Source organism: Micromonospora sp. MGP-C2 (assembly GCF_057766525.1).
Genome location: NZ_JBYMEN010000002.1, coordinates 4,365,126 through 4,390,700 on the forward strand (window position 1 = coordinate 4,365,126; position 25,575 = coordinate 4,390,700).

Consider the following 25,575-nt stretch of genomic DNA (forward strand, 5'->3'; position numbering starts at 1 on the left):
TGCCGTCCGGAAACTTCTTCCTGGGCGCCTGGGGTGGTGGGCTCGCTGGGGTGCCTGGGTGCACCGGATCGACCACTCGGGTACAGTGGTGCCGCCTGCGGGTGTAGTTCAATGGCAGAACATCAGCTTCCCAAGCTGACAGTGCGGGTTCGATTCCCGTCACCCGCTCCACCGTGAGGCCCCAGCTCAGGACATGTTTCCTGGCTGGGGCCTCATTCGTTGCTATCACTTCTTGCGCTTACCGTGCCCGCTACGTGCCCGATCCTGACTCTTCTCGATCTGCGAGCTGAGCGCGTCGGCGATCTGCTCGTCCTGCTCGCGGGCGGTGTGCTGGTAGATCATTGCGGCGCGGGTCGACGCGTGGCCCATCCGCGCCATCAGGTCGGCGAGGCTTGCCCCGGTCCGTGAGGCGAGGGTGTTCCCGGTGTGCCGCAGGTCGTGAAAGTGGAAGCCGGGCAGGCCGACCGCCGACACGGACACCCGCCAGTTGCTGGTGCGTTGGAAATTGGAGCGGCGCAGGACCGCGCCAGTTGCGCCAGTGAAAACGAGCGCGTCCTGGTCCTCGTCAACGAAGCCGACAAGATGCGCGCGAACGTCACGGCGGATCGCCGCAGGGATGGTCACGGTTCGCAAGCCGGCATCGGTCTTGGGCGGGCCGAAAGTCAGGGTGCCGTCCTGGCGCTCGACCAGAGTCGCGCGGACCGTCAGGGTCCGACAGCGCGGGTCGAAGTCGCGACGGCGCAGGGCCGCCAGCTCTCCGTAGCGGAGGCTGGCGAAGGCGGCCAGCAAGATGAGGACGCGAAGACGTCGGGGCACGACGTCGGCGAGCTGGAAGACCTGGGCGACGGTGGCGGTGGGCCGCTCAGTGGCCCGTTCGATGCCCGCGCCCTGGATGCGGCAGGGATTGCGCCGGATGAGTTCGTCGTCAACAGCGGTGTTCAGTGCGGCGCGAAGAAGGCGATATGCCTTGGCCGTCATCGTGACGCTGACACCGTCGGCGAGAAGGTCAGCACGCCAGGCTCGAATAGCACCGGGAGTCAGATTGTTGAGGAAGCAGCCGCCGAGCTGCGGCGTGATGTGCTTGCGGTGTAGCCAGCGGTAGAGGTCGATCGTTCGGGGGCGCAGGTTCGGACGGTGGTTGATCCACTCGGTGAGGTAGTCATCGAGGGCGATGCGGCCAAGGTCCGGGTTACGCCAGGCTCCCCGGGTCATGTCCGTCTCAACGCCAGTTAGCCAGCGATCGGCGTCGGTCTTGCTGGCGAAGGTGTGTGGTGCCGGGCGGTCGATACCGTCCGGGTCGAGGTACCGAGCTTGAAAGCGACCGGATGGCAGCTTCCGTACTCGGCCGAAGCGGCGCTTGCTAGCCATAGACATGCTCTCCCTCCCGGTAGTGCAGGACAGGCCGGATGGCGTCAATGCGGCCTTGACGGATGTACTCGGCAATGTCGTCAGGGTGGAACCGGACGTACTTGCCGAGCTTGTAGAAGCGGATGCGGCGTTCGGCGACGATGCGGCGTACGAAGCGGACTCCGGTGCCGAGGCGTTGCGCGGCTTGGTCGACGGTGAGCATGTCGACGTCGCGGGGTTCGTTCAGGGCAGTGCTCCTTCCGATGGGTGACTGCTGGTCGTGCGGGTCAGGCGGCAGTGGCGAACTCCTCTCGGGCGACCTGTTGGCGGTCGCGGGCGAGTGCGGCGGCGGTGTTGGCGAGTAGTGCGTCTCCGGTGGTGCGCCAGCCGGAGCCGGCGTAGGCGAGGAGGCCGACGACGAGGGTGGTTTCTTCGGTGTGTTCGGCGGCGAGTTGGCCGGTCTCGGTGCGTCGCCAGATGATGCGGCGGTCGCGCAGGATGCGGAAGGTCACCGAGTAGCCGTGGGCTTTGGTGAGGAAGTGGCCGCCGAAGCCGAGCATGTGCGCCCATCGGCGTAGCCCTTGCCAAGCTTTCTGCGTGCCGAGGGTCCAGCAGGCGTCAATGAGCCGTTCGGCGTGGGTGCCGGTGGCGTTGGCGTAGAGATCGATGATCTCGCTGTCGAGGCGGCGGGAGACGTGGCCGGTGGCCTCGGTGCTCTTGGTGGCGTACTTGGCGAGGTAGCCAGCGGCCATGCTGTCGGTGAGTTCACCGTCGCCGCAGAGGCGGATGTGTCGTACGTCGGCGTAGTGGCCGCGCCCTTCGTCGCCCCAAGCCATAAACCAGCCCGACGGGTGGGCGGGGTGCGGATCGGTGATGAACGAGGTTGCGGCGGCGGCGGTGGTGACGGCGAGGTCCAGGACGTGAACGTCGAGGCCGGGCGGCGGGGGTAGCACCTGCTTCGGGTCGTCCGGGTCGCGACCGTCGAGGCGGATGACGATGTGGAAGTGCACGACGCCGCGCCGCTGCATCTCGGCAACCTTGGCGTAGCGCAGCCGCACGTACTTACCCGCCACACCGAGCGCGCGGGAGACCTTGCGGATCTCTCGCTCGATGGCGATGCGGGTGCGGCGCCACAACTCGGGTGCCTGTTGGTTCCAGACGACCTGGTGGTCGTGGTCGTAGCAGTCCAGGCACAGCGGCGTGCCGAGGGTCTTCTCATCCTCGGCGTGCAGCCGGTGGCAGCGCAGGTCGATACCGTGGGGGCACAGTTCGGGGCGGCGGCGGGGACGGCACGGCAGCGCCTGCCCGCTGGTGGAGGTGCGGCGGGTGTGAACCCGGCCGAACGACGGAGCGGTCAGGGTGACGAACACCGCCGGGTGCGTGGCGACCGACGTGGGGACGCCCTTGCCGCCGACGAGGCCGGCGCGGATGAGTTGGTAGGCGTCGCCCTGGTAGGTGCGGGCGCAGGACGGGCACACGCTGTGGCGGCGGTTGCCGCACGGCTTGTAGATCTCTCCGTCCGGCAGGTCGGCCGTGGCAGTTGAGGTCAGGAGTTGGCCGGTGGCCCGGTCGATGGTGGCCAGCTCGCCGGCGAGGCGGATGGGGTGGGAGCAGCCCGCGGCTGCCTTGACGTGGTCGAGCCAGTCGAAAACGTTCGGGTCGGTGGCCCGGTGGAACGCGGACTCATCCCGACCAACAAAAGCCGTCGACGAGGTGGGCCGGAGCCCCGGACCAGCAGTGGTGCACTGGTCCGGAACAACGGCGAGGTCAGCGGCCACGGGTGCGGGCCGCCTTCATCGGGAGGTGCTGGACGGGGCCGGTGGCGAACGGGTTGGGTCCGTCGAAGATCCGGCCGAGCAGGGAGGCCACGGGTGCGGGCAGGTCGGCCCGGTGGTGCTCCCACAGGTAGATGTCACGGATGAGTTGGTAGGTCTTCGGCAGCTCCACACCGTCACGAGCGGCGAGGATCTTCAAGCGGCCGATGAGTTGGACCGGTTCCCAGCCTCGGACAAGGCGGGGTTGACGCCACCGGTAGGCGGCAGAGGTCGAGATGGTCATGAGGCCACCGCCGTAGCGGTGCGGGTGCTGCCGTTGAGGGCGGCGTGCCAGCGGTGGGCGACCGTGTGGACGGTCATCGGAGCCGGGTGGTGCGCCATGGCGCGGAGGAAGACCCCGGCATTGGTTTCGGTCCAGCTCCACCGATTGGTGTCGGGGAACAGGTGACCTTCCAGCTTGTGATTGCGGGCCGTCAGCGCGTGAGCGGCCAGGTCGCCGACCTCGCGGATCAGGTCGATGCCGAGGTCATCGATCACGGCGGTGATCGTGGCCATCATGCGGCCGATGCCTCCGTCAGGAGACGTGTCGTGCTTCCAAGAGCGGTGGAAGTTCGCGGCGTAGAAGATGACGCGAACCTCTGCCTCGGTGAGGGCTTCGAAGTCGACCGGCGTGGTTGTGGCCCGGCTGTCCGGGCGGATCGGAGTGACGGTCATGCCGTCACCTGGCCGCGAGTGAGGGCGCACCGGAGCCGGTAGCCGAGGTCAACGGCGGTTTGTGCGCGTTGGGCAGAGCCCCACAGCCGACGAATCTCGGCGCGGTGGGTCTTGTCGCAATCGACGGTGTTGGCGGTGCGCCACCGCGTGTTGATGCGGCGGATCTCGGCCAGGCCGAGCCGGGAGATACCGGCGACCGCGAGAGCCTGGATCTGCTCGATGGTGAGCGTGTTCGCCTTGGCCGGGATTCCGGCGGCGTGGATAGCGATGGCGAGTTCGCCGTTGGTGAGTCGGTCCAGTCGGACCGGTGCCGGTGTGGGGTAGCCGGTGGTGGGGACAGGGGCGGGGGTGGTCGTAGTGAGTACGGACAGGGCCTCCAGCAGAGCGGCACGATCGAGCACCGCAGGCAGGTTCAGCGCCTTCCCAGGGGCCAACGCGTCCCGAAGCGTCGCCAGAGCAGAGAGCAGGCGAGCATCAGACAGCGCCGGAGAGTGGCCCGAGGCGCAATGAGCAGGGTGAACGGTAGGCTGGACAGGCATCGTGTGGTTCCTTTCGCGAGGACCGATGCACCGGCCTCAGCGAGTTGCACCTCGCTGGGGCCTCTTCTTGTTGGGTTGTACCAACAACATCTTGTCTAGCAGGTCGATAGTGCTCGGGTCAATAGGTTGTTAGCCTGTTGGGACAACTAGTCCGAGGAAGGCGACATGATGTTGAATCCGGCCGACAGCCGGCCGCTGTACCAGCAGCTCGCAGCACTACTCAGGGAGCAGATCAACGGTGGGGCGCTTGCGCCCGGGGACCGCGTTCCGACTGAGGCTGACCTGTCCGAGCGGTACGACACCAGCCGGAACACCGTCCGGCTCGCCTTAGACGTCCTCCGCAACGAAGGTTTGATCACTTCGCAGCAAGGGCGGGGAAGCTTCGTAAGGGCAGAACCGCCGATGCGCTACTACGCCTCTCTGACGGGATCTCGCCAGAGGCGGTTGGAGTCCGAGCGCAAACGAGACACATTCGGCCAGCAGATCGAAGCGCAGGGCAAGAGGCCAAAGCAGATCAGCAGCGTCGAGACGGTGCCCGCTAATGCCGAGATCGCCGCTCACCTCGGGTTGCAACCCGGGGACCTTGTGGCCGTCCGGCGACGGGTGCAGTACGCCGACGACGAGCCATTGCAGCTCGGCGACAGCTACTACCCATTGGCGATCGTGCAGGGTAGCAAAATCATGGATCCCGCCGACGTGGTCGAGGGGACGGATCAGGTGCTCGAAGACCGGGGTCACACGCCCACGCGCTACCAGGACGAAATCACCTGGCGGATGCCTACCGCCGAGGAAGCCAGGGCTCTGCACTTGGGGCCAGCGACGCCAGTCGGACGACTTCTCCGCACAACGCTTGACCAAAACGATCTACCTGTCGAGGTCTACCAAGTGATCCTGCCGGGTGACCGGCACGTCCTGCTCTACGAGGTGGAAGCCTGATGGATCTCACGCCCGTAACCCTGACTGGATCGATCATCCGACTTGAGCCGCTCGGGCTGCACCATTCGGCCGGACTACTAAAGGCGGCTTCGCACGACGAGATCTGGTCGTACCTTGACGAGCCCACGCCGAGGCGGATTGAGGATGCCGAAGCGCTGATCCGGGACGCGGAGACCGATCAGGCGCGGGGTGCCCGACTTCCTTTCGCCACCATTGACATGAGCACCGGCGAGGTCATCGGAAGCATCAGTCTGATCGACATTCGGCAGCGAGACCGAGCCGTCGAGGTCGGCTGGGCCTGGCTGACTCCGAGTAGCTGGCGGACCGGAGCTTCCCGCGAATCCGTGTTCATGCTCATGCATCACGCTTTCGAGACCATGGGCACCATCCGCGTCGCCTACAAGACCGACAGCCGCAACGTCCGGTCCCAGAACTCGATCCTTGGCATCGGTGCCAAGCAGGAAGGAATCTTCCGCAGTCACCGCATTCTCAGCGACGGCTACGTACGGGACTCGATCTACTACAGCGTCATCGAAGCGGAGTGGCCTGCGGTGCGCGACCGCTATCAAGCGAGGCAGGTAGCGGGCCGACTGCCGGCCTGTGATCCGTCAGCTGATGCGCGACGTAGCTCTGCCAGGTGATGTGCGACGGGTGGTCTAGGAAACTGAGGTAGCGATCCGCGGTCGCTGGCCTTTGATGCTACGGACTGGCTGGGTGGTGGTGCGTCGGATGACTTTGGTGTCGCCGTCGGTGAGTTCGATGGCCAGGGTCGTTTCGGAGACGGTCACGGTGACGGTCTGGTGCCGGTGTAGCCGGCCGAGGGCGACCTTCTGGCCGGCGACCATGATGATGCCGCTGTTGGATGCCCGCCGTTGCACTCGGACGGGTTCGACCGAGGGTCGTGGTGGTGGCCCGGCTGGTCGGGCGACCACCGTCGCAGATCACCTGGCGGACGCGTGTCGCACATCAGCCGACGGAGGACAGGCCGACTGCCGGCCGATCGGTGAGAACTTTCTATACGTCTTCAAGGCGGCCCGAGACGGGCCGCACGCGCCGCCGCCTGGGCGCGCGTCCGTCGCTTCGCTGGCGCTCCGACTCCGGCCACGCAACACGCCCGGCGGCTGGCGCGGAAGCGGGAAGCCCAAGGGGCCGCCGCAGAACGACAGAACGGTTCACCGGGTGGTGGGCCGGCAGCCGGCCAGGCCGCGCGGCCACGAGTCCGCGCGGCGTAGGGGAGCGCCCGCCGGCCGCGTCGGCGAGCTGGCGGCAGTCACGGGGCTGCGGTTACTGCGCCTCCGGCGGGGGCGCTCCGGCTCCAGGATGGCCGGTGCTCCGTCGGCGGGTCGCGGTCCGTGGGTGGTTGCGGTAGGCCATCCCGTCTGCCCTCGACCCGGGCGAGCCGAGTAGACCACCGCCCGGCCCGCCAGCGCCCGCACGAGCCGTCAAGGTCCGCTTGACGTGGCGGGCCGGGTGGCGGCCTACTCCCCAGAAGGGGCGGGTCGAGGGCAGACGGGATGCCGAACAGCCGAATGCCATTGTTTCGTTAACGAGATCTTCAGCCGGAACCGAGTTCTTGCACGTACTCTCAGCGTGCTGGGGCCGCGCCGCCCTTATCAATCTTGACGCAACGCGCCGCGACGTAGACGTCGAACTCAGACCAGGCTGGGTTGTAGACCCGAACCCAGGAGGAGCCTCCGCCACAACTCGAATAGGAGCCGCCGCTAATGCTATAGCAATAACTAGTCACGTACTGGCCCTGGTACAGGACCCCCTTGATCCCGCTAGAGGTATTCGGGCTGATCCTGGCATTAATAGCTCCTGAAATGGATGTGGTTGCGCACCCGTACGCCGCCGCCGATTGGTTGGGCGCAGCCGCATAGGCCGGTGCTGAAACAAGCGCTGCTGAACCGACGAGCCCGATCAGTGAGAGCCAAGCGCCGCGCCCAATGATTCGTCGCATGTAAATCCTTTCAAAGGGGATGTTGTGGCGAACTATAGCTGATTACGGCACCTGCGGCATAGGGCAACCCAGTGATAATCATAATCGTCTTAATTGCTATCTATTGCCGGAGTTGTAACGCTATGCATCCAAGGCGCTACTGATGCGGAATGCGCCAGCGGTGCTGACGGCAACCGGGCTGAAGGCAACGACCACCACGGCCCGTATGAGTTACGAACCGGCGGTATGTGGGTCACGTGCGCGCTGGTCAAGGTCGCGCTTCATCGTCTGTCGCCCGACCTCGGTGACCAACTGGGTAACGATGGGCGCGAGCATCGTCGGACGTCCATGGACTGCTGCGGACCGTTTGGGCAGCTCGGCGCGCGCCACTACCGGCCCAGCTCATCAACCGGTCGTGGTTCCTTCACACCGAGGCGGTCGTCGTGCCCGACCCGTGCCCGATGTAGGGGTCAACACCGGCGCACAGCGGCACTCCGGGCTGCGGCAGCCTGGACGCTGCGTGCTCGCCTACAAGCTGGGACGGCTACCCACGGTGCAACTCAACGCGATTCCCAAGCTGACAGTGCGGGTTCGATTCCCGTCACCCGCTCCACGTACGAAGGCCCTGGTGAGGACGCGAGTCCCCGCCGGGGCCTTCGACGTTGCTGCGGCCGCTACTGGTGTGCGGACCTGCCCATCCTGTGCATCGCGAGCCATCCCGCCGCAAGAGAAAGCACCACCGCTCCCTGTTGGGGCGCGATCAGCCAGAACCACTCTTCGTCGCGGTAGAACAGGGCCAGGTGCGCCGTCGACAGCAGAGCAAGACCGGCAGCGCCGAAGTAGCCAGCGAAGACAGCTCGGGGCAGCTTGGCCGCCCGCCCCCACGCCCGTTCGCTGGCGCGTTGGCCTTTCACGCCGACCAGGATCACGGCATAGGCGAAGACAACCGCCCCCGCGCACCCGACGGCGGTGATGACGGCCCCGAGGATTGCTCTGATCAGCACTCGGCGAGACTCCCACGGCCGTCAAGTGACCCCAGGCGGTGACCCATTCGATCCGGTCGATTCCTGCCTTCGCGCGCCGATCACCCTGGAAGACGACTGCAACAGGTTCGGCCCGACCGGCGATAGTCAGGTGTGACGAGCCAGATACAACCGTCCGACCAAGATCTGTGGTCGGCCATCGCAGCCAGTGACGAGGTCGCGTTCGGCCGGCTCTTCGACCGGTACGCCCGGGCGGTCTACAACCACGCGTTCCGGCTCACCGGCTCGTGGACGCTCGCCGAGGACGTGACGCAGTCGACCTTCCTGGTCGCGTGGCGCAGGCGTGGCGAAGCGGCGGTCCTGGTCGACGGGTTGGCGTTGCCATGGCTGCTGGTGGTCGCCACCAACACGACCCGCACCGAATGGCGCTCGGCCCGGCGGTGGTTGGCAGCCCTGCGGAGGTTGCCGCCGGGACGTGGGGTGGAGGCGGACCCGGCGGACGACATAGTCGCTCGGCTCGATGACGAACGGCAGATGGCCGACGTCCTGGCGGTCGTACGCCGATTACCTCGCGCCGAGCGCGAGGCGGTTGCCCTGTGTCTCTGGTCGGGCGTGCCGTACGCCGAGGCGGCTGCGGTCCTCGGCATCAACGAAGGCGCGCTCCGTTCACGTATCAGTCGCGCACGGGCCCGACTGGCACGGATGGTCGTCGACGGAACCAAGCAGGAGGATGAGCGATGAAGGGCATTTTCGAAACGCCTGTCGAGCGGGATCTGCCGCCCGGCGCGGCGGCGCGGATGCGTTCGGATCTGATGGCTTCTGTCCATCGTCCGCGATCCCGCCGGGCGCTACGGCTCGGAGTGGCCACCTTGGCGACGGCTGCGGCCATGGTCGCCGGTGTGGCGATGGTGCCGAGTGGCGACGATGTGCGGCATCTGGCGATGGGTCCGAGCGAACTGTCACCGACGCTGCGCCGATCAATGGAGCAGTGCCTGTCGTGGAACGAGGAGATGGAGCGGCTTCCGGTGTCGATGGACCAGTTGGCCGTGGCCGCCGAGCAGGACCACCGGGCCGTGGCACTTTTCATATCGGAGACCGGGTACTTCACCTGTGAAGTCTCCACGGCGCCACATCAGGAGATCAGCGGGGCCGCCAGCAGTGAACGGGACTGGCCACAACGGAACTGGTTGCCCGGCCCGGTCCAGCGACTCCTGCTCGTGTCCAGCAGAGTCAACGGCGGCGACGTCGCGGCGACTGGCCGGGTCAGCGCTCGGGTGCACCGGCTGGTGCTCGAACACGGGGATGGGCAGACGACCACCGCGCGGTTGGCCAACGGTGTGTTCGGCCTGATCACCGAGGATGCCAACGTCAACGAGGGCGCCGAGTTGGTCAGTTACGACGACACCGGTGCCGAAATCGACCGCCGTCCGCTCTTTCGTCCGTCGGACGAGTTCGACCACTGCTACGGGGACCCGTCGGGCACTGTCGTCTACGGCTCGCCCGGCACCAACTGCCTACCCGCGGAGCGTTGGAGCCGGTAGGCAGCGCGGTGGTGCCAGCGACGACCGGGGCTTCCGGCGTCGGACGCGGTGCTTTCGCGCTGTCAGCTCTAGAGCCCTCAGAGGGATCTCAGCGGCGGTCATCGTCCCAGCAACGGCCTTCCAATTTCCAGGGAGGATCAGGAGCGGGGCCTTGCGTTGCGCAGCCTGATGCCACTGAAGCCGACCGAGCTGTTGGTCACTACGTCCCAGAAGGACCAGAGGTTGTTCAGCACGCGAAGCTGGATTCCCGCCTCGGCGTGACACCGCAGCAGATCACCCACCGGCTCGGGAGGACCGAGGGGTGTGACGGGCTCGACTGCCACGAGCGCGTGTGGTTCGGGAGTGCCGAATAGTTGGAAGCGATCAGCTGGTAGCCGGTACGCGAACAGTCGCACCCTCTGCATCGCCTCCAGCCAGCCGTACTCGATCGCATGGACTCGCTCGCCGCAGCCCGCTCCGACGACCCGATCACGATCCGCCCGAGAAGTGGTCGGCAGCACCCAGGCCATCGCCCGGGGGCACTGGCGCGGGAACCAGTAATCGGGAGCCCGATCCTGGTCGACGGCCCACACGTATGCGTCCGGTTGCTGAGCGGTCGCGGCGACATGCGGAACGAACCGCGTGATCGTCGGATCTTCCGAGAAATGCAGCACCTGCCCAGGCTCTGGTCGCATTTGGTCGTTCCTACCTGGAAGAGGTGCTCAGCTCAACTACATTCGGGCGGCCTCCGGTCGCGCTCCGAACTCAGCGCCACCGCAATGCCGGCACTCGAACAACCGCTCGTCGATGACGGGCTACTCAAGATCCAGGATGACGTGCACCCCATCCTCTAGAGCTTCCAGAGGCGTTACCCAATCTGAGGATCTGCGGCGTCGGCGTTGATGTCCGCCGCACGCGCTGCCGGAGAGCCGGTCTTCACCGGTATCAGCAGGTCGATGGAATCGCGACGACGGTAGAACTCGATGCTGGGCCGGGTCGAATCATGGTCGGCTGCCCGCATCAGCTCCGCATAGCGCTCGGGGATGTGGGTGTAGATCTCGGGCGGCTCGCCGCGAAGTGTTGTCGACAGGTATTGACCGCCGGGGATTGACCCGGACTGGAGACCGGCCAGCGTGGCGTCGGCGCCGTCCTGGACCTGCACGCAGACCCGGTACGCCCCGTCCGGTGGGCCGAAGACCCCGAAGAACTTCCGCCCCTGGAGTGACCCCACCATTGTTTCCAGGCGATCCCATGCCTCGGTGATCGCGTCCTGCTCATCGGCCGTGGCGATGAACAGCACCGCTGTCTCGTCGCGCTCGACGCACCGTGTGCTCAGGTCCTCTGCGGGCGTCGACGCATCCATGAACGGCAACCTATGTCACCGGTACGACAGTGCTCCTAGCCGGTTGGCCGCGAAGCGCCGCCCAACTCCTGGTGGCGGCGGAGCAGCTCCCGCATGGCATCGATCTCGGCAGCCAGTGCGGCCTGCCCCTGCTCGGTGATCCTGAGTTCACTGAGCTGATGGCGGCCGGCGGGATCGACCGTGGTGGTTCCACCCGAGCCCCGGCGGGGCTACTGTCCGGCCTGGAGGTGGTCCGTGTTCACCGAAGCTTTTCCGATCGTGACGACACCTGACCTGCCACGACTGATCGGGTTCTACCGGGATGTGGTCGGCTTCGAGCTGACCTACCGGTTCCCGGACGAGGGTGTTCCGGAGTTCGTCGCACTCCGACTGGGCAACAGCGAGCTGGGCCTGGCCGCCAATCCGGAGGCCGGCGGGCCGGCCGAATCGCACCGCTGGGAGCTGTGCGTCTACGCCGACGACTGCGACGCCGCCGTGCACGCCCTGCGTTCGGGCGGTGCCACGGTCACCGAGGAACCCGTCGACCAGCCATGGGGGGAGCGGTCCGCCCGGGTCACGGACCCCGACGGCAACCGCATGCTGGTGCTGTCCCGCCTCGCTTAGGGCCTGCCCAGATCTTGGACAGTTCAGGCGTAACGGAAACTGCCCAGGATCGCGGGTCAGCGTCGCCAGAACAGGAGATGGGTGACTCCGCTGGGGCTGGGCACAGACTCCAGGTGGAAGCGGTCGAGAAGTTCGTCGGGGCTGTCCCACAGGCGCTCGCCCCGGTCGAGGTCGACGGGCGCGACGGCGATGTGCATCGTGTCGACCAGGTCGGCATCGAGGAACTCGCGGATGGTGGCGACCCCGCCGCCGAGGCGTACGTCCCGACCGTCGGCTGCCTGCTTCGCCCGGGCCAGCGCCTCGGCCGGGCTGGCGTCGAGGAAGTGGAACGTGGTGTCGGACAGCGTGAACGACGGGCGTTCGTGGTGGGTGAGCACGAAGACCGGCGTGTGGAACGGCGGGTTGTCCCCCCACCAACCCTGCCAGTCGTGGTTCTCCCAGGGGCCACGCTGAGGGCCGAACTTGTTGCGACCCATGATCTCCGCGCCGATGTTGCACTCGGCGTCGCGGGTCAGATAGTCGTCGAGGCCGCGACTGCCGCCGGGCTCGGTGCGATACACGAAGCTGGCGGTGGCGGCCCGCCAGGAGAACAGCGGGGTGGGGTCCGCGTGGCCGAAGGGCCGTTCCAGGCTCTGCCCCTCGCCGGTGCCGAACCCGTCGCGCGAAACGTTGAAGCACTGCACCCGCAGCAGTTGCGGCATGGTGTTTTCCTATCTCCTTCGATGGGCCGTGATTCAGTTCGCGGTTACCGTTGGGCCGCCTCCGCGGCCCCGGTCGTCGAGCACGAGCGGGGCGCGACCGCGCACCGCGTACCGGATGTGGGTCACCTGCGGGGTGGCGAGGACGCGGGTCGGCGTCAGCTCGATCCCCTCCCGGTCACCCAGGTCGAGGTCGGCGTCGAAGAGGCGCAGGCCGGTGCCGAGCACGACCGGTACGACGTGCAGTTCCAACTCGTCGAGCAGGCCGGCCTTGAGTACCTGCCGCACCAGACTGCCGCCCCCGGCCACGGCGACATCCTTGCCACCGGCCACGGCCCGCGCCTGCTCCACCGCGCTGGCCACGCCCTCGGTGACGTAGGTGAAGCTGGTGCCTCCTCGCTTCAGCAGCCGCTGGCGGGGGCGGTGGGTGATGACGAAGACCGGTGCGCGAAACGGCGGCTCCTCACCCCAGGGGATCTCACCCCCGTCGGCCATCCGGCGCCCCATCACGTACGCGCCGGCGGCGCCGAACGACTCGGCGATCACCTCGGAGTTGGTGTCCTGCTCCCCGCCGGCGAAGCCCTGCCGTTCGCGCCAGGCCGCCGCCTCTGTCGCCCACCGGGTGACCCGGAAGAACTTGGCGCTCTCCTCCGAGTCCATCCAGTTGCCGTTCCCGTCGAACTGTGGGCCGGCGTAGAAGCCGTCCATCGACACCGACAGCTGCGCGGTCACCTTGGTCATCGCGTTGGTCCTCTCCTCGGTCACACCCGAACGGGATGCAGCTCGCCAAGGGGTCGGAGCCGAACGGGAGTCCCCTACCCGAGAGCAGTGTGACGTGCATCACCCGAAGGCTCGGTCAGGTACCAGGTTCCGGCGTGTTCCGGGTCGCGGGACCAGCGCAGCCGGGGCTTCTCCTCGGGGCGGGGCCGCCAGTCCCGGTGGGGCGCGAGGGCCACCCGCCAGGCGATCACCGTGAAGACGTAGATGCCCGGACCGACCAGCCAGAGCAGGGCGTCGTGCCGCCGATAGGAGGCGTACGGCGCGAGCCACGCGGTCGCCGCCGCCATCGGCACCGCGACCGCGCTGAGGTCGGCCAGCGGGCCGCGGCCGGTTAGGGCCTCGATCAGCTCGCGGAGGACGAGGGACGGGACGATCACCCCGACCAGCAACGCCACCGTGCGGATCATGCGGACCCGTCGCGCCCGACGATCCGGGGATACGCGTAGGTCCACAGCGAAACGGTAGCCAAGGTCAGGCGGCGACGCTGTCCCGGACGGGAGCGTGATGCTGGGGCGCGGATGACCGGCCCGGCTAGGCTGGCGATCATGCGGATTGGCATCGTCATCCTGCCCGACCAGCGGTGGGCGGAGGCACAGCGTCGGTGGCGGCAGGTGGACGAGTGGGGCTTCGACCACGCCTGGACGTACGACCACCTGGGTTGGCGGGACCTGGTCGACGGCCCGTGGTTCGACTCGATGGCCACGCTGACCGCCGCCGCGACGGTGACCTCCCGGATCCGGCTGGGCACCCTGGTGGCGTCGCCGAACTTCCGGCACCCGGCGGCGTTCGCCCGGCAGATCACCACCGTGGACGACGTCTCCGACGGTCGGCTGCTGCTCGGCCTGGGCGCGGGTGGTATCGGTTTCGACTCGGCGGTGCTGGGCGGTGAGACCCTGCCGCCGCGTCAGCGGGTGGACCGGTTCGCCGAGTTCACCGAGCTGCTCGATCTCGTCCTGCGCGAGGACGGCACCACCTGGTGTGGTGAGTGGTTCGCCGCGGTGGACGCCCGCAACAACCCCGGCTGCGTGCAGCAGCCCCGGGTTCCTTTCGTGGTGGCCGCCAACGGGCCGCGATCGATGCGGCTGGTGGCCCGGTTCGGTCAGGGCTGGGTGACCACCGGCACCGATGCTGACGACGTGTCGGGCTGGTGGGACACCGTGTCGGCGCTGTCCGCGCGGATGGATCGCACGCTGGAGGAGGCCGGCCGCGATCCGGCCACTCTGGACCGTTACCTCTCGCTGGACGCGGCGCCGGTGTTCTCGCTCAGCAGCGCGCAGTTCTTCGCCGACCAGGTCGGCCGGGCCGCGGACCTGGGCTTCACCGACGTGGTGACGCACTGGCCGCGCGCCAGCAGCTGGTACGCCGGCGACGAGGCCATCCTCGCGGACGTGGCGACGCGGTTGCTGCCCGAGCTGCGCGGCTGACGTGGCCGCGTCAGGTGCCGAGGTCGCCGCTGGCCACTCCGCCCTCGCCGCCGGAGACCAGTCGCAGGCGTAGGCAGACGATCGGGGTGTCGCCGTCGACCGGGGTGCCGAGGCCCGCCCAGTAGGCCGCGTGCCCGGCCCGCCACTCCTCGATCGATCGGTCCCCCTCACCCTCGGCGCGGGCGAAGTCCCATGGCACGTCCGCGAAGCGGACCACCTCGACTCCGGTGATCTCCACGACGCCGGCCAGCGCGTCGTCGTCGTCGACCAGGGCCAGCCGTTCCCCGACCTGCTCCAACTCCTCGCCCTCTTCCGCGTACTCGGCGAGCCGGCCGGCCGTCGCGGTCTTCACGCCGGCCAGCACGAGGGTGTTGAGGGTCGCCCGCAGCTCGCCGGGGGTGCCGAGGGCAAGGGTGCGGAGTTCACCGATCCGAGGCCACATCCTGCCGAGGCTAGGCCAGCGCGACCCGTACCGCCGCCGCATTGCGCCGGGGCCTGCTCAGATCAGTTGACCGGCGTAGCCGGCGGCGGTGAGCAGCCGGTCGTCGCCAGTGGCCGCGTGCGCGTCGAGCACCGCGTCGGCGAGCTTGACCACGTGCTCGTCGCCGTGCCGAGCCGCCCGGGCGAAGACCTCCGCCGGCGTCACGGCGGTCACGGTCGGTGGCGCGATGCCGTCGGCTGGGGCGTACACCGAGGTCAGGGCCGCCGTCGCGGCCCAGGCCGCAGCGAGGCTCGGCGCCCACAGCGCCCGGTCTAGGGCCGGCAGGGTACGCAGCACCGCGGTCGGCGCGGTGACCGCGTGCACCAGCATGACCGGCGCGGCGTGGCCGAAGCGCAGGTAGTCCAGGCCGGCGCGGTGCACCAACGTGGTGAGCCCGCGCTTCGCCTCGTCCGGGCTCCGCGCGGGGCTCAGCGCCGCGAGCGCCGGCTCCCACCGGGGTACGCCCGGCAGTTGGCCCAACCGATCCCGGACGCCGCCGGTCTGGTCGTCGATCCGGGGCAGCCCGGCCAGCGCGGCGTCCACGTCCATCTGCTCGTGGCCGGCCCGGTGGCCGTCGAGAACACGGTCGGTGCCGGGGATCGGCTGCCAGCGGGCCGCCCAGTAGCCGAGGGCCTGGGCCAGTTCGGTGAGCCGAGGTGGGTTCACGTCGTCCGTTTCGAGGACGCGTACGGCGTGCCCGACCCGGATCACGCCATGGGTGGCGCCGGCGGCGATGCCCGGCAGCAGGCGGGGCCACCAGGTTCCGAGCACGTCACGCCACGGGTGGTCGCGCAGTTGCCGGTCGAAGTACGCCAGCCAGTCACCGGCCCGCTTCGGATCGCCCAGCGCCGCTCGCCAGTCGTCGATCGGGTGCAACCCCCGGGGCAGTTCGTCGAGTCGGCCGAGGTAGTCGTCGAGCCAACGGTGCACCTGTCCCTGATGCCCGTGTCGGGCCAGCGCCTCGACGGCCATCGGTCCGTGGTTGGAGAGCCACCCCTCGTATTCGGGGCCGGTGCGATGCAGCCGTTCGTACGCCTCGTCGAGAATGCCGTCACTCATGCATCGATCGTCGGACGTGAACCGAGGTTCAGGTCAAGCGTGCAGATCGGCGGCGTCGATCAGGCCGGTGATCCGCAGGTCGGCCGCAACCTCGGGCGGGCAGTCGACGGCCACCACGGCGGTGCCAAGCACCTCGGCGCCACGCGCCGCGCAGATGTCGTAGAGGGCGTGGAGCTGCGCGCCCGTACGCACCCAGTCGTCCACCACCAGCACCCGGTCGTCGGGGCCGAGGTGCCGGTCCCGTACCGCCAGGTCGACCCGTCGTCCCCGGTAGTCCGGTGGGCTCTGTGCCCAGGTGAGCGGCCCGGCCGGCAGCCGGCCGTCGGCGGGTTTGTGTGCGGCCACGAAGCCGACCCCGAGGGCGGTGGCGGCAAGCGGCCCGAGCAGCAGCCCGGTGACCGCCGGGGCGAGCACCACCGTCGGCCGGGCGGCCCGGTACGGCGCCACCAGGGCCGGTCCCAGTTCGGCCAGCACCGTCGGGTCGCGCCACCAACCGGAGATGTCGCTGACCAGGTGACTGGTGCCCGGACCGGGGTCGATCCACCGGAACAGGGCGGCCAGGCGTTCGGTCAGCTCAGCGGGCATCCGCTCATCCTGCGGCACGGCCGGTCGACGTGCCGACACCCGGGCCGGCCGGCCCACCCCGCCTCGGATGATCGGCTACACGTACCAGCGCAAATACGGGCATACCACTATGATCACGTTGACTTCGGAAGTGCTTCTCTCGTTACGGTCCGACCCGGTTTGTTCAGTCGACGAAAGGACCGGGCCGGTGGCAGGTAAGCACTCCCGTACCCGCATCTTCTCCTCCCCGGCGGGCATCGTGGCCACCGCGGCGGTCGGCGTCGCCCTCGCGGTCGGGGGCACGTTCGGTGCCGTGCAGCTGACCTCCGGCTCCGCTCAGTCGGGCCAGACGCCTCTCGACCTCACCCCGACCACCGCCGCCAGCAGCCTCGCCCCCAGCTCCCCGGCAGCCTCCGCGTCCCCGAGTGCCAGCGTCTCCCCGAGCGCGTCCGCCAGCCCCTCGGCCACCCGGTCGCAGCAGGCCGCCTCCCGAGGCAAGGAGCGCACCGCGTCGCCGAAGCCGAAGCCGACCGCCAAGAAGACCACCGCCGCCCCGAAGGTGCTGGACAGCGGCTCGTGCGGCGCCTCGTTCTACTCCGATGGGCAGCTCACCGCCAACGGTGAGTCGTTCAACCCGAGTGCGCTGACCGCCGCACACAAGACGCTGCCGTTCAACACCAAGGTCCGGGTGACCAACCCGGCCAACGGCAAGTCGGTGGTGGTGCGGATCAACGATCGCGGCCCGTTCATCGACGGCCGCTGCCTGGACCTCTCCCGCGCCGCGTTCGCCACCATCGCCTCGGTCGACGTGGGCGCGCTCACCGTCCGCTACGAGGTGCTCGGCTGAGCGGGGCAAGCGACGTCGATTCGGCCGGTCGATCGGACCGGCCGGTCAGAACCTCCTCGGACGACGGGTCAGGTTCATTCACCGTTTCACGCGGATCAGGCAAACTGTCTCTCGTACCCACGCGACTCCTTCAGCCGGTCCGTCGCCCGCTGAGCCCCGGATCCCGCGCCGGCCTCGGCGCGGCCCTCGTTCTGCTCGCGATCGTGTCGGCGGTCGAGGCGGCGGACGGGCGTTCGGCGAACTACATCGCACTGTTGGCGGCCGCACCGATCCTGGCCGCCGCACTGGCGGCCTGGCCGGTGGTGCTGGGGGTGGGTGTCGCCGCGACAGTGATCGGGGTCGCCTTCGCGCTGCTCGATCCGGACATGTTGCTGGTCACCTCGGTCAACGTGGTCTGGGTCGCGCTCGCCACCGGGCTGGCCGTGGCGGTGACGTCGGTCCGCCAGAAGCAGGCGGACCGGATCGTCGAGTTGACCAAGCTCGCCTCGGTGGCCCAGCAGGCTGTGCTGCGCCCGCTCGGCCCGCAGGTCGGCACGCTCTCGGTCGCCGGTCGCTACATCTCCTCCACCGCCACGGCCGAGATCGGCGGTGACCTGTACGAGGCGATCGACACGCCCTACGGCGTACGCATGATCATCGGTGATGTGCGCGGCAAGGGCCTGGACGCGGTCCGGCTGGCGAGCATCGTCCTCGGTTCCTATCGCCACGTGGCCTACGAGCGGGCCGACCTGCGCGCCGTCGTCGCCGACCTGGACCGCGCGGTCGCCCGCAACGTGGGCGACGAGGACTTCGTCACCGCGGCACTGGTTGAGGAGCGCGGTGGCACGCTCACGATCGTCAACTGCGGACATCCGCCGCCGCTGCTGCTGCGTCGGGGCGCGGTGATCCCGCTGGAGCCGCCGGCACCGGCCCCTCCGCTCGGGTTCATGCCGGTGGTCCGCCCCCGGGTCGAACGCCTGGAGCCCGGCGACCGGCTGCTGCTGTTCACCGACGGGCTCGGCGAGGCGCGGCGTGACGGGGAGTTCTTCCCGACCGCCGACCGGGCCTGGCGACTGCTCGGCCACGGCACTGTCGCCAACGGGCTGGCCTCACTGGAGACGGCGCTGATCGAGTGGGTCCATGGTCGTCTCGACGACGACATCGCTCTGGTCCTCATGGAGTACGTCGGTGCCCGCACCGCCGTGACCGCAGCGGTCCCGAGCTGGGAGGTCGGCGCCGCCGAGAGCTGACTCGGTCAGCGCGGCCCGGAGGTGTGTAATCGCCGTCACTTGGGTGATCCGCTTGTCGCTGGCTACCCGCGAGTAATACAGTGTGGGTTACTGATCGGTAACACCTGTCCGGAAGCGGGGCCAGCGAGCATGACCCACTACAAGAGCAACCTGCGGGACCTTGAGTTCAACCTGTTCGAGGTCTTCGGGGCGGACCAGGCGTTCGGCCAGGAGCCCTATTCGGAACTCGACGTCGACACCGCCCGCACGTTCCTCGCCGAGCTCGACCGCCTCGCCCGTGGCGATCTGGCCGCCAGCTACACGGACAGCGACCGCAACCCGCCGGTGTTCGACCCGGCCACGCACACCGCGCCGCTGCCGGCGTCGTTCAAGAAGTCGTACCAGGCGTTCATGGACTCCGAGTTCTGGCGCCTGGACCTGCCGCCGCACCTGGGCGGCACCAACGCGCCGCGCGCCCTCTGGTGGGCCCTCGCCGAACTGGTCCTCGGCTCGAACGCCCCCATCTGGATGTACGCCTCCGGCCCCTCCTTCGCGCACGTCCTGGAGGTCGAGGGCAACGAGCAGCAGAAGCGGTGGGCCAAGCTCTTCATCGACAAGCAGTGGGGCTCCACGATGGTGCTCACCGAGCCGGACGCCGGCTCGGACGTCGGTGCCGGCCGTGCCCGCGCGATCCAGCAGCCCGACGGTTCCTGGCACATCGAGGGCGTGAAGCGCTTCATCACCTCGGGTGAGCACGACCTGAGCGACAACATCGTGCACTACGTGCTGGCCCGCCCGGTCGGCGTCGAGGGCGTCGGTGGCCCCGGCACCAAGGGCCTGTCGCTCTTCGTGGTGCCGAAGTTCCACTTCGACGAGACCACCGGCGAGCTGGGTGAGCGCAACGGCGTCTACACCACGAACGTCGAGCACAAGATGGGCCTGAAGGTCTCCAACACCTGCGAGCTGACCTTCGGCGAGCACGGCGTACCGGCCAAGGGCTGGCTGCTCGGCGACAAGCACGACGGCATCCGGCAGATGTTCATGATCATCGAGTACGCCCGGATGCTGGTCGGCACCAAGGCCATCGCCACCCTCTCCACCGGCTACCTCAACGCTTTGGAATACGCGAAGAGCCGGGTGCAGGGCGCCGACCTGATCCAGCAGGCCGACAAGACCGCCCCGCGGGTCACCATCACCCACCACCCGGATGTGCGTCGCTCGCTGCTGCTGCAGAAGTCGTACGCCGAGGGCCTGCGTGCCCTGGTTCTCTACACCGCCTCCTGGCAGGACAAGGTCGCCATCGCCGAGGCCGCCGGCGACGAGAAGGCCACCAAGCTGGCCAAGCGGGTCAACGACCTGCTGCTTCCGCTGGTCAAGGGCGTCGGGTCGGAGCGGGCCTACGAGATGCTCGGGCACGAGTCCCTGCAGACCTTCGGTGGTTCCGGGTTCCTCCAGGACTACCCGCTGGAGCAGTACGTCCGCGACGCGAAGATCGACACCCTGTACGAGGGCACCACCGCCATCCAGAGCCTGGACCTGATCTTCCGCAAGATCGTCCGGGACAACGGCAAGGCGCTGATGGCGGTCGCCAGCGAGATCCAGGAGTTCATCTCCTCCGAGGCTGGCAACGGCCAGCTCAAGGAGGAGCGGCAGGCGCTCGGCAAGGCGCTGGCCGAGGTGCAGAACATCCTCGGCGTGATGACCGGCTGGCTGGGCGAGGCGCAGGGTGGCGAAACCCGCGCGCTCTACAAGGTCGGGCTGAGCAGCCGGCGGTTCCTGCTGGCGATCGGCGACCTGGTTGTCGCCTGGCTGCTCCAGCGGCAGGCCGAGGTGGCGCTGAAGGCACTGACCGGCGAGGTCTCCGCCAGCGACAAGGCGTTCTACACCGGCAAGGTGGCCGCTGCCCGCTTCTTCGCCCGCGAGGTGCTGCCCCGCATCGGTGCCGACCGGCGGATCATCGAGAACACCGACCTCGACATCATGGACCTCCCGGAGGAGGCCTTCTGACCGTGCCACGGCACGGTTGACCGGTCCCGGGTCGCACCACCTGGGACCGACACCGACGGCCGGTGGGGCAGCTGCCCCACCGGCCGTCGCCGCGTCCGGGGGTCAGCGACGCCGCTGCTTCCGGCCCCGACGTCCCATTCCGCGGCAAGGAACACCGGTCGGTCCCTCCCCGGGTCGGGTATTGGGCGAGCCTGGCCGGGTATGCCGGCGGCGTGGCGGGTAACCGTCGCGTGACCTCGAAAGGGAACGCCCAGAGCCACCGCACGGGGGAGTGCAGCGCATATGGGTGTCGGAAGCGGCATTTTTCTCATCGCGATCGGCGCGATCCTGACCTTCGCGCTGAGAGCCAACGTCTGGTGGATCGACGTACGGGCGGTCGGCTGGGTCTTCATCCTGGCCGGGCTGGCCGTACTGCTGACCACGCTCTGGTTCTGGCAGGACCGGCGCAAGCGGGCCCGGACCCTCATCGTGGAGGAGAACCGGCTCTCTCATCCGACCGCGATGATGCCGCCGCCGCCGGACCCGCCGCCACCAACCGCGCCGCCGTCCTGAGCCGGACCTGGGCGCGTACCTCTGAGCCACCCGTGGAGAAGCGGCGGGTGGCTCAGTCGCGTGCGGTGTGCCGCTCGATGATCGGAGCGCTCGACCGACCCAGTTCCGCCCAGGCGAGTGGGCCACGGTGCACCGCCAGTTCCGCGGTGCGTAACCCTTCGTCGGCCGCGCCCTCCGGGTCGAGGAGCGCGGAGAGCAGTGAGATGCCCGGATTGTGGGCGATCAGCAGCGCCGTGCGAGCCGTGGGATCGATCGTGCGGACCAGCGCCAGCAACTCCTCGGGGTGCGCGTCGTACGCGCCGGGCTCGTAACGGACGATCGGCCGTGGCCCGGTCGGGCCACCCTCCGGCGGCGAACCGGTCATCCCCATCGCCACCCCGTGCCAGGTCTGGCGGGTGCGTCTGGCCGTCGAGCAGATCACCACGTCGGGTAGCAACCCGTGGCGCGCCAGCCAGGCGCCGGCCGCTGCGGCGTCTGTGGTCCCGCGTGCGCTGAGAGGCCGTTCGGCGTCGTCCGCCGCGTCGCTACCCTGCTCGGCCTTCGCGTGCCGCAACAACACCAGCGTCCGGGTCTCGGGGTCGGCGTCCGTCATGCTCCCAGCTTGCCCGATTGGCGATCTCCGTGCCTGGGTAAGTCGATGGATGCCGCACCCCTACCGACGGCCGCGGCGCGTCGTACGCCAGGTTTTGAGCCGAGGAGCGAGACATGGGCATTGGTGGCAGCATCTTCTTGATCGCGCTTGGCGCGATCCTCGCATTCGCCGTGGAGGCCGACCTGGGCTGGCTGGACCTGTCCGTGGTCGGCTGGGTGCTGATGCTGGCCGGCGTCGCCGGCCTGATCACGACCCTCTACTTCTGGAACAGCCGCCGCCGCACTGTGGTCGCCGCGCCGGTGCGCGAGCAGCGCGTCGTGGCGGACCGGGTGGTGCCGGTCCAGGACGACCAGGTCGTGCAGGAGTACCGCGAGGTGCGTCGGCCGGGCCGACCGGTCTGAACCTCGCTCGCGAAACTCCGGGGTCCCGCAGCGTCGCGGGGCCCCGGCTCGCGTCTCTACCCGGAGGGACCACCACGCCGGCCCGCACCGCAAGATCCGCGCACTTTCGGGGAAACTGCTGCCTGAAAGCCCGTCTAGGCAGCAGTTTCCCCGAAGTTGCGCGGATCTTGCGGTGCGGGCCGCGCCTGCGTACTGGCCGGGCGCTCAGGCGAACAGCGCGAAGTAGATCGCGATGTGGTGGCAGAGCGCCGCCAGCAGCGTGCAGGCGTGGAAGAACTCGTGGTGACCGAAGACGGTCGGCCACGGATTGGGCCGCCGCAACGCGTAGAAGACAGCGCCGACGCTGTAGATCGCGCCGCCGACGACCAGCAGCACCAGTGCGGTGACGCCGCCGCCGTTCAGGATCTCCGGCAACATGGCCACCGCCACCCAGCCCAGCGCCAGGTAGAGCGGCGCGGACACCCAGCGCGGCGCGTGCGGCCAGACCACCTTGAGCGCCACGCCGGCCAGTGCGCCACCCCAGACCAGGGACAGCATCACGGTGGCCGGGCGGGGTGCTAGCAGCATCACGCAGAGCGGCGTGTACGTACCGGCGATGAACACGAAGATCATCGAGTGGTCCATCCGGCGCATCAGCTGGTAGCCGCGCTCCGACCACACCCGACGGTGGTAGAGCGCGCTGGTGCCGAAGAGCCCACAGACCGTCAGGCTGTAGATGAGGCAGCTGACCAGGGGCGCCCACCCGGGTCGGGTGGCGGCGATCGAGCAGAGCACGATGCCGCACACCACCGCGACGAAGAAGGCGTACGTGTGCAGCCAGCCGCGCATCCGGGGCTTACCGATGTCGACCGGCTTCAGGCGAAGCGGGGCGGAGGTGGTCACCTCCTTAGGTTACGGCACCGTAGGTTACTTGCAAGTAGGCACGGCGGTGACACCCGGCACCGTCGCCGTGAACACCGCGACCGCCGCCATCGGCGAAGATGAGCCGATGCGGATCCGACCCGTCGGGGCGCACGCCCTGCTCCTCGACTGCACCGACCCCGAAGGCGTGCCCGAGGTCGACCTGGTCGACGCATGGCGAGCCGAGCTGTGGCGGCGTCGGGAGCAGGGTGACCTGGCCGCCGTCGAGATCGTGCCGGCGGCCAGCACCGTCCTGCTCGACGGCCTGCCCGACCCGGCCGCCACGGCTGAGCAGCTGACCCGGTGGGCGCCGGCCATTGTGACCGCCGCCACCGCCCGTCGCGGCGCGGACGAGCACGACGACGGCACGGAGACCGTCGTTCCGGTCGACTTCGACGGGCCCGACCTGCCGGCGGTGGCCGAGCACTGGGGCGTCGACGTGCCCGCCGTGCTGTCCCGGCTGACCGGCACCCGGTTCCGGGTCGCGTTCTGCGGCTTCGCCCCCGGCTTCCCGTACCTGACCGGGCTGCCTGCCGAGCTGGCGCTGCCCAGGCTGGCCACGCCCCGCCCCCGGGTGCCACCCGGTTCGGTCGCCCTGGCCGGCCCGTACGCCGGCATCTACCCGGGCGCGTCACCCGGCGGCTGGCAGTTGGTCGGCCGCACCGACCTGGTCCTCTTCGACGCCCACGCCGACCCGCCGGCCCGACTCGGCCCGGGCACCCCGGTCCGGATGGCCGCGGCATGACCCGCCCGCCCGCCATCGAGGTGCTCCGCGCCGGTGCGCTCACCACCGTGCAGGACCTGGGTCGGCCCGGCTGGGCGCACCTGGGGGTCCCCCGGTCCGGTGCCCTCGACCCGGCGGCCCTGCGGCTGGCCAACCGCCTGGTCGGCAACCCGGAGCACGCCGCCGGCCTGGAGATCACCCTGACCGGCTGCACGGTGCGGCTGACCCGGGCCACCACCGTGGCGGTCACCGGCGCCGAGGTGACCGTCCACGCGGGCGATCGGCCCGGCGACACCGGGCGCCCGCTCACCGTGCCGGCCGGGACGGTGCTGCGGATCGGCCCAGCCCGTCGGGGCGTACGGAGTTGGCTGGCGGTGGCGGGCGGCATCGACGTGTCGCCGGTGCTCGGCAGCCGGGCCACCGACACCCTCTCCGGGCTCGGTCCGCCTCGGCTGGGCGACGGCGACCAGCTGCCGCTCGGCGAGCCGCTCGACGCACCCGCGCCGGTGGACCTGACCGTCTGCTCCGCGCCCCCACCGGAGCTGCACCTGATGCTCAGCCTCGGCCCTCGCGACGACTGGTTCACACCAGCCGCACTCGACCTACTGTTCGGCGCCGCGTACACCGTCAGCCCGGTGAGCAACCGGGTCGGCGCGCGACTCGCTGGCGCGCCGCTGCCCCGCGCGGTCGCCGGCGAGCTGCCCAGCGAGGGCATCGTGCTCGGCGCGGTGCAGGTGCCGGCCGACGGACAACCCCTGATCTTCCTGGCCGATCACCCGACCACCGGCGGATACCCCGTCATCGGGGTGGTCACCGACGTGACCCCGCTCGCGCAGGCCCGCCCAGGGACTACCGTCAGATTCCATGGACCTCAACGCTGACCTGGGCGAGGGCTTCGGCATCTGGCGACTCGGTGACGACGAGGCGCTGCTGGGCCTCGTCACCTCCGCCAACGTCGCCTGCGGCTTCCACGGCGGCGACCCGTCCACAATGCGGCGGGTCTGCGAGGGCGCCGCACGGCGCGGGGTCGCGGTGGGCGCGCAGGTCGGCTACCGGGACCTGGCCGGCTTCGGTCGACGGCACATCGCGTACGACTTCGCCGAGCTACGCGACGAGGTGACCTACCAGCTCGGGGCGTTGAACGCGTTCTGCCGGCTGTTCGGCACCCGGGTCCGCTACCTCAAACCGCACGGCGCGCTCTACCACGCGGCGAGCACCGACGAGTCCCAGGCAGCGGCGGTGGTCGCCGCGGTCACCGGGTACGACCCCGAGCTGCCCGTGCTCTGCCTACCCGGCTCGACGCTCGCTCAGCTCGCCGTTGGCGCGGGCCTGCCGGTCGTCGCCGAGGCCTTCGCCGACCGCGCCTACCTGCCCAACGGGGCTTTGATGCCGCGCGGCACCCCCGGCGCGGTGATCACCGACCCGGAGCAGGTGGCCGAACGGGCGGTGCGCATGGCCGTCGAACGGAGCGTGGTGGCGGTGGACGGCACCGTCATCCCCTGCTCGGTCGACTCGATCTGCCTGCACGGCGACACCCCGGGCGCGGTCTCCGCCGCCGAGCTGGTCCGCGCCACCCTGATCGACGCCGACATCCCGCTGGCACCGTTCGCGTGACCTTC

Annotated in this window: 31 protein-coding genes and 1 tRNA gene; 15 read left to right on the forward strand and 17 right to left on the reverse strand. The window is 69.4% G+C overall.

Going from position 1 to position 25,575, the window contains the following annotated elements:
- Nucleotides 1-97: 97 nt before the first annotated feature.
- Nucleotides 98-171, forward strand: a tRNA-Gly gene (locus AC3CF1_RS19970).
- Between the two features lie 54 nt (nt 172-225).
- On the opposite strand, the gene AC3CF1_RS19975 is transcribed toward AC3CF1_RS19970, so the two are convergent.
- From AC3CF1_RS19975 to AC3CF1_RS20000, 6 genes are all read right to left on the reverse strand, one after another.
- Nucleotides 226-1,368 carry a tyrosine-type recombinase/integrase gene (locus AC3CF1_RS19975; RefSeq protein WP_488451016.1) on the reverse strand — a complete coding sequence of 381 codons (1,143 nt, stop codon included), beginning with the start codon at nt 1,366-1,368 and terminating at the stop codon, nt 226-228.
- The gene (locus AC3CF1_RS19980) at nt 1,361-1,570 is read right to left on the reverse strand and encodes a helix-turn-helix domain-containing protein (protein ID WP_488451017.1); all 210 of its coding nucleotides are present in this window, start codon (nt 1,568-1,570) and stop codon (nt 1,361-1,363) included. The genes AC3CF1_RS19975 and AC3CF1_RS19980 overlap by 8 nt, the downstream gene beginning before the upstream one ends.
- 64 nt (nt 1,571-1,634) lie before the next feature.
- On the reverse strand, nt 1,635-3,125 hold the full coding sequence (locus tag AC3CF1_RS19985) for a replication initiator (RefSeq protein ID WP_488451018.1): 1,491 nt from the start codon (nt 3,123-3,125) through the stop codon (nt 1,635-1,637).
- On the reverse strand, nt 3,115-3,405 hold the full coding sequence (locus AC3CF1_RS19990) for a hypothetical protein (protein ID WP_488451019.1): 291 nt from the start codon (nt 3,403-3,405) through the stop codon (nt 3,115-3,117). The genes AC3CF1_RS19985 and AC3CF1_RS19990 overlap by 11 nt, the downstream gene beginning before the upstream one ends.
- Nucleotides 3,402-3,836: a hypothetical protein gene (locus AC3CF1_RS19995; protein WP_488451020.1), complete on the reverse strand. Its 435-nt coding sequence runs from the start codon at nt 3,834-3,836 to the stop codon at nt 3,402-3,404. Before AC3CF1_RS19995 ends, AC3CF1_RS19990 begins: the two co-directional genes overlap by 4 nt.
- The gene (locus tag AC3CF1_RS20000; protein WP_488451021.1) at nt 3,833-4,237 is read right to left on the reverse strand and encodes a hypothetical protein; all 405 of its coding nucleotides are present in this window, start codon (nt 4,235-4,237) and stop codon (nt 3,833-3,835) included. Before AC3CF1_RS20000 ends, AC3CF1_RS19995 begins: the two co-directional genes overlap by 4 nt.
- Nucleotides 4,238-4,540: 303 nt before the next feature.
- Between AC3CF1_RS20000 and AC3CF1_RS20005 the strand changes: the two genes are divergently transcribed.
- Together AC3CF1_RS20005 and AC3CF1_RS20010 are read left to right on the forward strand one after the other, a co-directional pair.
- A complete protein-coding gene (locus tag AC3CF1_RS20005; protein WP_488451022.1) occupies nt 4,541-5,311 on the forward strand; it encodes a GntR family transcriptional regulator in 771 nt (256 codons plus the stop codon).
- Nucleotides 5,311-5,952, forward strand: coding sequence for a GNAT family N-acetyltransferase (locus AC3CF1_RS20010; protein ID WP_488451023.1), 642 nt, complete (start codon nt 5,311-5,313; stop codon nt 5,950-5,952). The genes AC3CF1_RS20005 and AC3CF1_RS20010 overlap by 1 nt, the downstream gene beginning before the upstream one ends.
- Before the next feature lie 1,972 nt (nt 5,953-7,924).
- Here the strand turns inward: AC3CF1_RS20010 and AC3CF1_RS20015 are convergent.
- Complete coding sequence (locus AC3CF1_RS20015; protein WP_141912048.1) at nt 7,925-8,254, reverse strand: hypothetical protein; 330 nt, start codon at nt 8,252-8,254, stop codon at nt 7,925-7,927.
- A 132-nt stretch (nt 8,255-8,386) separates the two neighbouring features.
- On the opposite strand from AC3CF1_RS20015, the gene AC3CF1_RS20020 reads away from it, so the two are divergent.
- Nucleotides 8,387-8,974, forward strand: coding sequence for an RNA polymerase sigma factor (locus AC3CF1_RS20020; protein WP_355159798.1), 588 nt, complete (start codon nt 8,387-8,389; stop codon nt 8,972-8,974).
- On the forward strand, nt 8,971-9,774 hold the full coding sequence (locus AC3CF1_RS20025; protein WP_354982165.1) for a hypothetical protein: 804 nt from the start codon (nt 8,971-8,973) through the stop codon (nt 9,772-9,774). The genes AC3CF1_RS20020 and AC3CF1_RS20025 overlap by 4 nt, the downstream gene beginning before the upstream one ends.
- A 137-nt stretch (nt 9,775-9,911) precedes the next feature.
- On the opposite strand, the gene AC3CF1_RS20030 is transcribed toward AC3CF1_RS20025, so the two are convergent.
- Both AC3CF1_RS20030 and AC3CF1_RS20035 read right to left on the reverse strand, forming a co-directional pair.
- Complete coding sequence (locus tag AC3CF1_RS20030) at nt 9,912-10,427, reverse strand: DUF6886 family protein (RefSeq protein ID WP_308159412.1); 516 nt, start codon at nt 10,425-10,427, stop codon at nt 9,912-9,914.
- A 194-nt stretch (nt 10,428-10,621) separates the two neighbouring features.
- On the reverse strand, nt 10,622-11,116 hold the full coding sequence (locus AC3CF1_RS20035; protein ID WP_141912055.1) for a GyrI-like domain-containing protein: 495 nt from the start codon (nt 11,114-11,116) through the stop codon (nt 10,622-10,624).
- Between the two features lie 258 nt (nt 11,117-11,374).
- Between AC3CF1_RS20035 and AC3CF1_RS20040 the strand changes: the two genes are divergently transcribed.
- Nucleotides 11,375-11,719, forward strand: a complete 345-nt coding sequence (locus AC3CF1_RS20040) for a VOC family protein (RefSeq protein ID WP_231927181.1) — start codon at nt 11,375-11,377, stop codon at nt 11,717-11,719.
- Nucleotides 11,720-11,775: 56 nt separating this feature from the next.
- Here AC3CF1_RS20040 and AC3CF1_RS20045 read toward each other — a convergent pair whose 3' ends face one another.
- Genes AC3CF1_RS20045 through AC3CF1_RS20055 form a run of 3 tightly spaced genes read right to left on the reverse strand, consistent with a single transcriptional unit; the run spans nt 11,776 to nt 13,649 of the window.
- Entirely contained in the window at nt 11,776-12,420 is a 645-nt protein-coding gene (locus AC3CF1_RS20045) for a dihydrofolate reductase family protein (protein ID WP_488451024.1), read from the reverse strand.
- A gap of 33 nt (nt 12,421-12,453) precedes the next feature.
- The gene (locus AC3CF1_RS20050) at nt 12,454-13,182 is read right to left on the reverse strand and encodes a dihydrofolate reductase family protein (RefSeq protein ID WP_488451025.1); all 729 of its coding nucleotides are present in this window, start codon (nt 13,180-13,182) and stop codon (nt 12,454-12,456) included.
- Nucleotides 13,183-13,232: 50 nt separating this feature from the next.
- The gene (locus AC3CF1_RS20055) at nt 13,233-13,649 is read right to left on the reverse strand and encodes a hypothetical protein (protein ID WP_488451026.1); all 417 of its coding nucleotides are present in this window, start codon (nt 13,647-13,649) and stop codon (nt 13,233-13,235) included.
- A 66-nt stretch (nt 13,650-13,715) separates the two neighbouring features.
- On the opposite strand from AC3CF1_RS20055, the gene AC3CF1_RS20060 reads away from it, so the two are divergent.
- A complete protein-coding gene (locus AC3CF1_RS20060) occupies nt 13,716-14,621 on the forward strand; it encodes an LLM class flavin-dependent oxidoreductase (RefSeq protein WP_488451027.1) in 906 nt (301 codons plus the stop codon).
- Between the two features lie 10 nt (nt 14,622-14,631).
- On the opposite strand, the gene AC3CF1_RS20065 is transcribed toward AC3CF1_RS20060, so the two are convergent.
- Genes AC3CF1_RS20065 through AC3CF1_RS20075 form a run of 3 tightly spaced genes read right to left on the reverse strand, consistent with a single transcriptional unit; the run spans nt 14,632 to nt 16,746 of the window.
- Complete coding sequence (locus AC3CF1_RS20065) at nt 14,632-15,063, reverse strand: ASCH domain-containing protein (RefSeq protein WP_088950881.1); 432 nt, start codon at nt 15,061-15,063, stop codon at nt 14,632-14,634.
- A gap of 57 nt (nt 15,064-15,120) precedes the next feature.
- Nucleotides 15,121-16,161 carry a questin oxidase family protein gene (locus AC3CF1_RS20070; RefSeq protein ID WP_488451028.1) on the reverse strand — a complete coding sequence of 347 codons (1,041 nt, stop codon included), beginning with the start codon at nt 16,159-16,161 and terminating at the stop codon, nt 15,121-15,123.
- A 33-nt stretch (nt 16,162-16,194) separates the two neighbouring features.
- Nucleotides 16,195-16,746, reverse strand: coding sequence for a phosphoribosyltransferase family protein (locus tag AC3CF1_RS20075; RefSeq protein WP_210791907.1), 552 nt, complete (start codon nt 16,744-16,746; stop codon nt 16,195-16,197).
- A gap of 187 nt (nt 16,747-16,933) precedes the next feature.
- Here AC3CF1_RS20075 and AC3CF1_RS20080 point away from each other — a divergent pair, with 187 nt between their 5' ends.
- From AC3CF1_RS20080 to AC3CF1_RS20095, 4 genes are all read left to right on the forward strand, one after another.
- Complete coding sequence (locus tag AC3CF1_RS20080; RefSeq protein WP_488451029.1) at nt 16,934-17,572, forward strand: septal ring lytic transglycosylase RlpA family protein; 639 nt, start codon at nt 16,934-16,936, stop codon at nt 17,570-17,572.
- 104 nt (nt 17,573-17,676) lie between these two features.
- Complete coding sequence (locus AC3CF1_RS20085) at nt 17,677-18,801, forward strand: PP2C family protein-serine/threonine phosphatase (RefSeq protein ID WP_354982230.1); 1,125 nt, start codon at nt 17,677-17,679, stop codon at nt 18,799-18,801.
- 129 nt (nt 18,802-18,930) lie between these two features.
- Nucleotides 18,931-20,787 carry an acyl-CoA dehydrogenase gene (locus tag AC3CF1_RS20090; RefSeq protein WP_210791911.1) on the forward strand — a complete coding sequence of 619 codons (1,857 nt, stop codon included), beginning with the start codon at nt 18,931-18,933 and terminating at the stop codon, nt 20,785-20,787.
- A gap of 282 nt (nt 20,788-21,069) precedes the next feature.
- Nucleotides 21,070-21,339, forward strand: coding sequence for a DUF6458 family protein (locus AC3CF1_RS20095; RefSeq protein ID WP_030332052.1), 270 nt, complete (start codon nt 21,070-21,072; stop codon nt 21,337-21,339).
- Nucleotides 21,340-21,391: 52 nt separating this feature from the next.
- Here AC3CF1_RS20095 and AC3CF1_RS20100 read toward each other — a convergent pair whose 3' ends face one another.
- Nucleotides 21,392-21,931 (reverse strand): SixA phosphatase family protein, encoded by a 540-nt coding sequence (locus AC3CF1_RS20100; RefSeq protein ID WP_488451030.1) that lies wholly within the window; start codon nt 21,929-21,931, stop codon nt 21,392-21,394.
- Between the two features lie 113 nt (nt 21,932-22,044).
- On the opposite strand from AC3CF1_RS20100, the gene AC3CF1_RS20105 reads away from it, so the two are divergent.
- Nucleotides 22,045-22,332 (forward strand): DUF6458 family protein, encoded by a 288-nt coding sequence (locus AC3CF1_RS20105; protein ID WP_088950887.1) that lies wholly within the window; start codon nt 22,045-22,047, stop codon nt 22,330-22,332.
- 204 nt (nt 22,333-22,536) lie between these two features.
- Here the strand turns inward: AC3CF1_RS20105 and trhA are convergent, their stop codons facing one another.
- The gene (gene trhA, locus AC3CF1_RS20110; RefSeq protein WP_088950888.1) at nt 22,537-23,214 is read right to left on the reverse strand and encodes a PAQR family membrane homeostasis protein TrhA; all 678 of its coding nucleotides are present in this window, start codon (nt 23,212-23,214) and stop codon (nt 22,537-22,539) included.
- A gap of 106 nt (nt 23,215-23,320) precedes the next feature.
- Here trhA and AC3CF1_RS20115 point away from each other — a divergent pair, with 106 nt between their 5' ends.
- From AC3CF1_RS20115 to AC3CF1_RS20125, 3 genes are read left to right on the forward strand one after another with little or no spacing between them, the layout of a single operon-like run.
- A complete protein-coding gene (locus AC3CF1_RS20115; protein WP_488452109.1) occupies nt 23,321-23,977 on the forward strand; it encodes a 5-oxoprolinase subunit B family protein in 657 nt (218 codons plus the stop codon).
- Complete coding sequence (locus AC3CF1_RS20120) at nt 23,974-24,837, forward strand: 5-oxoprolinase subunit C family protein (protein WP_354982153.1); 864 nt, start codon at nt 23,974-23,976, stop codon at nt 24,835-24,837. Before AC3CF1_RS20115 ends, AC3CF1_RS20120 begins: the two co-directional genes overlap by 4 nt.
- On the forward strand, nt 24,821-25,570 hold the full coding sequence (locus tag AC3CF1_RS20125) for a LamB/YcsF family protein (RefSeq protein ID WP_099849620.1): 750 nt from the start codon (nt 24,821-24,823) through the stop codon (nt 25,568-25,570). Before AC3CF1_RS20120 ends, AC3CF1_RS20125 begins: the two co-directional genes overlap by 17 nt.
- The last annotated feature ends 5 nt before the right edge of the window (nt 25,571-25,575 follow it).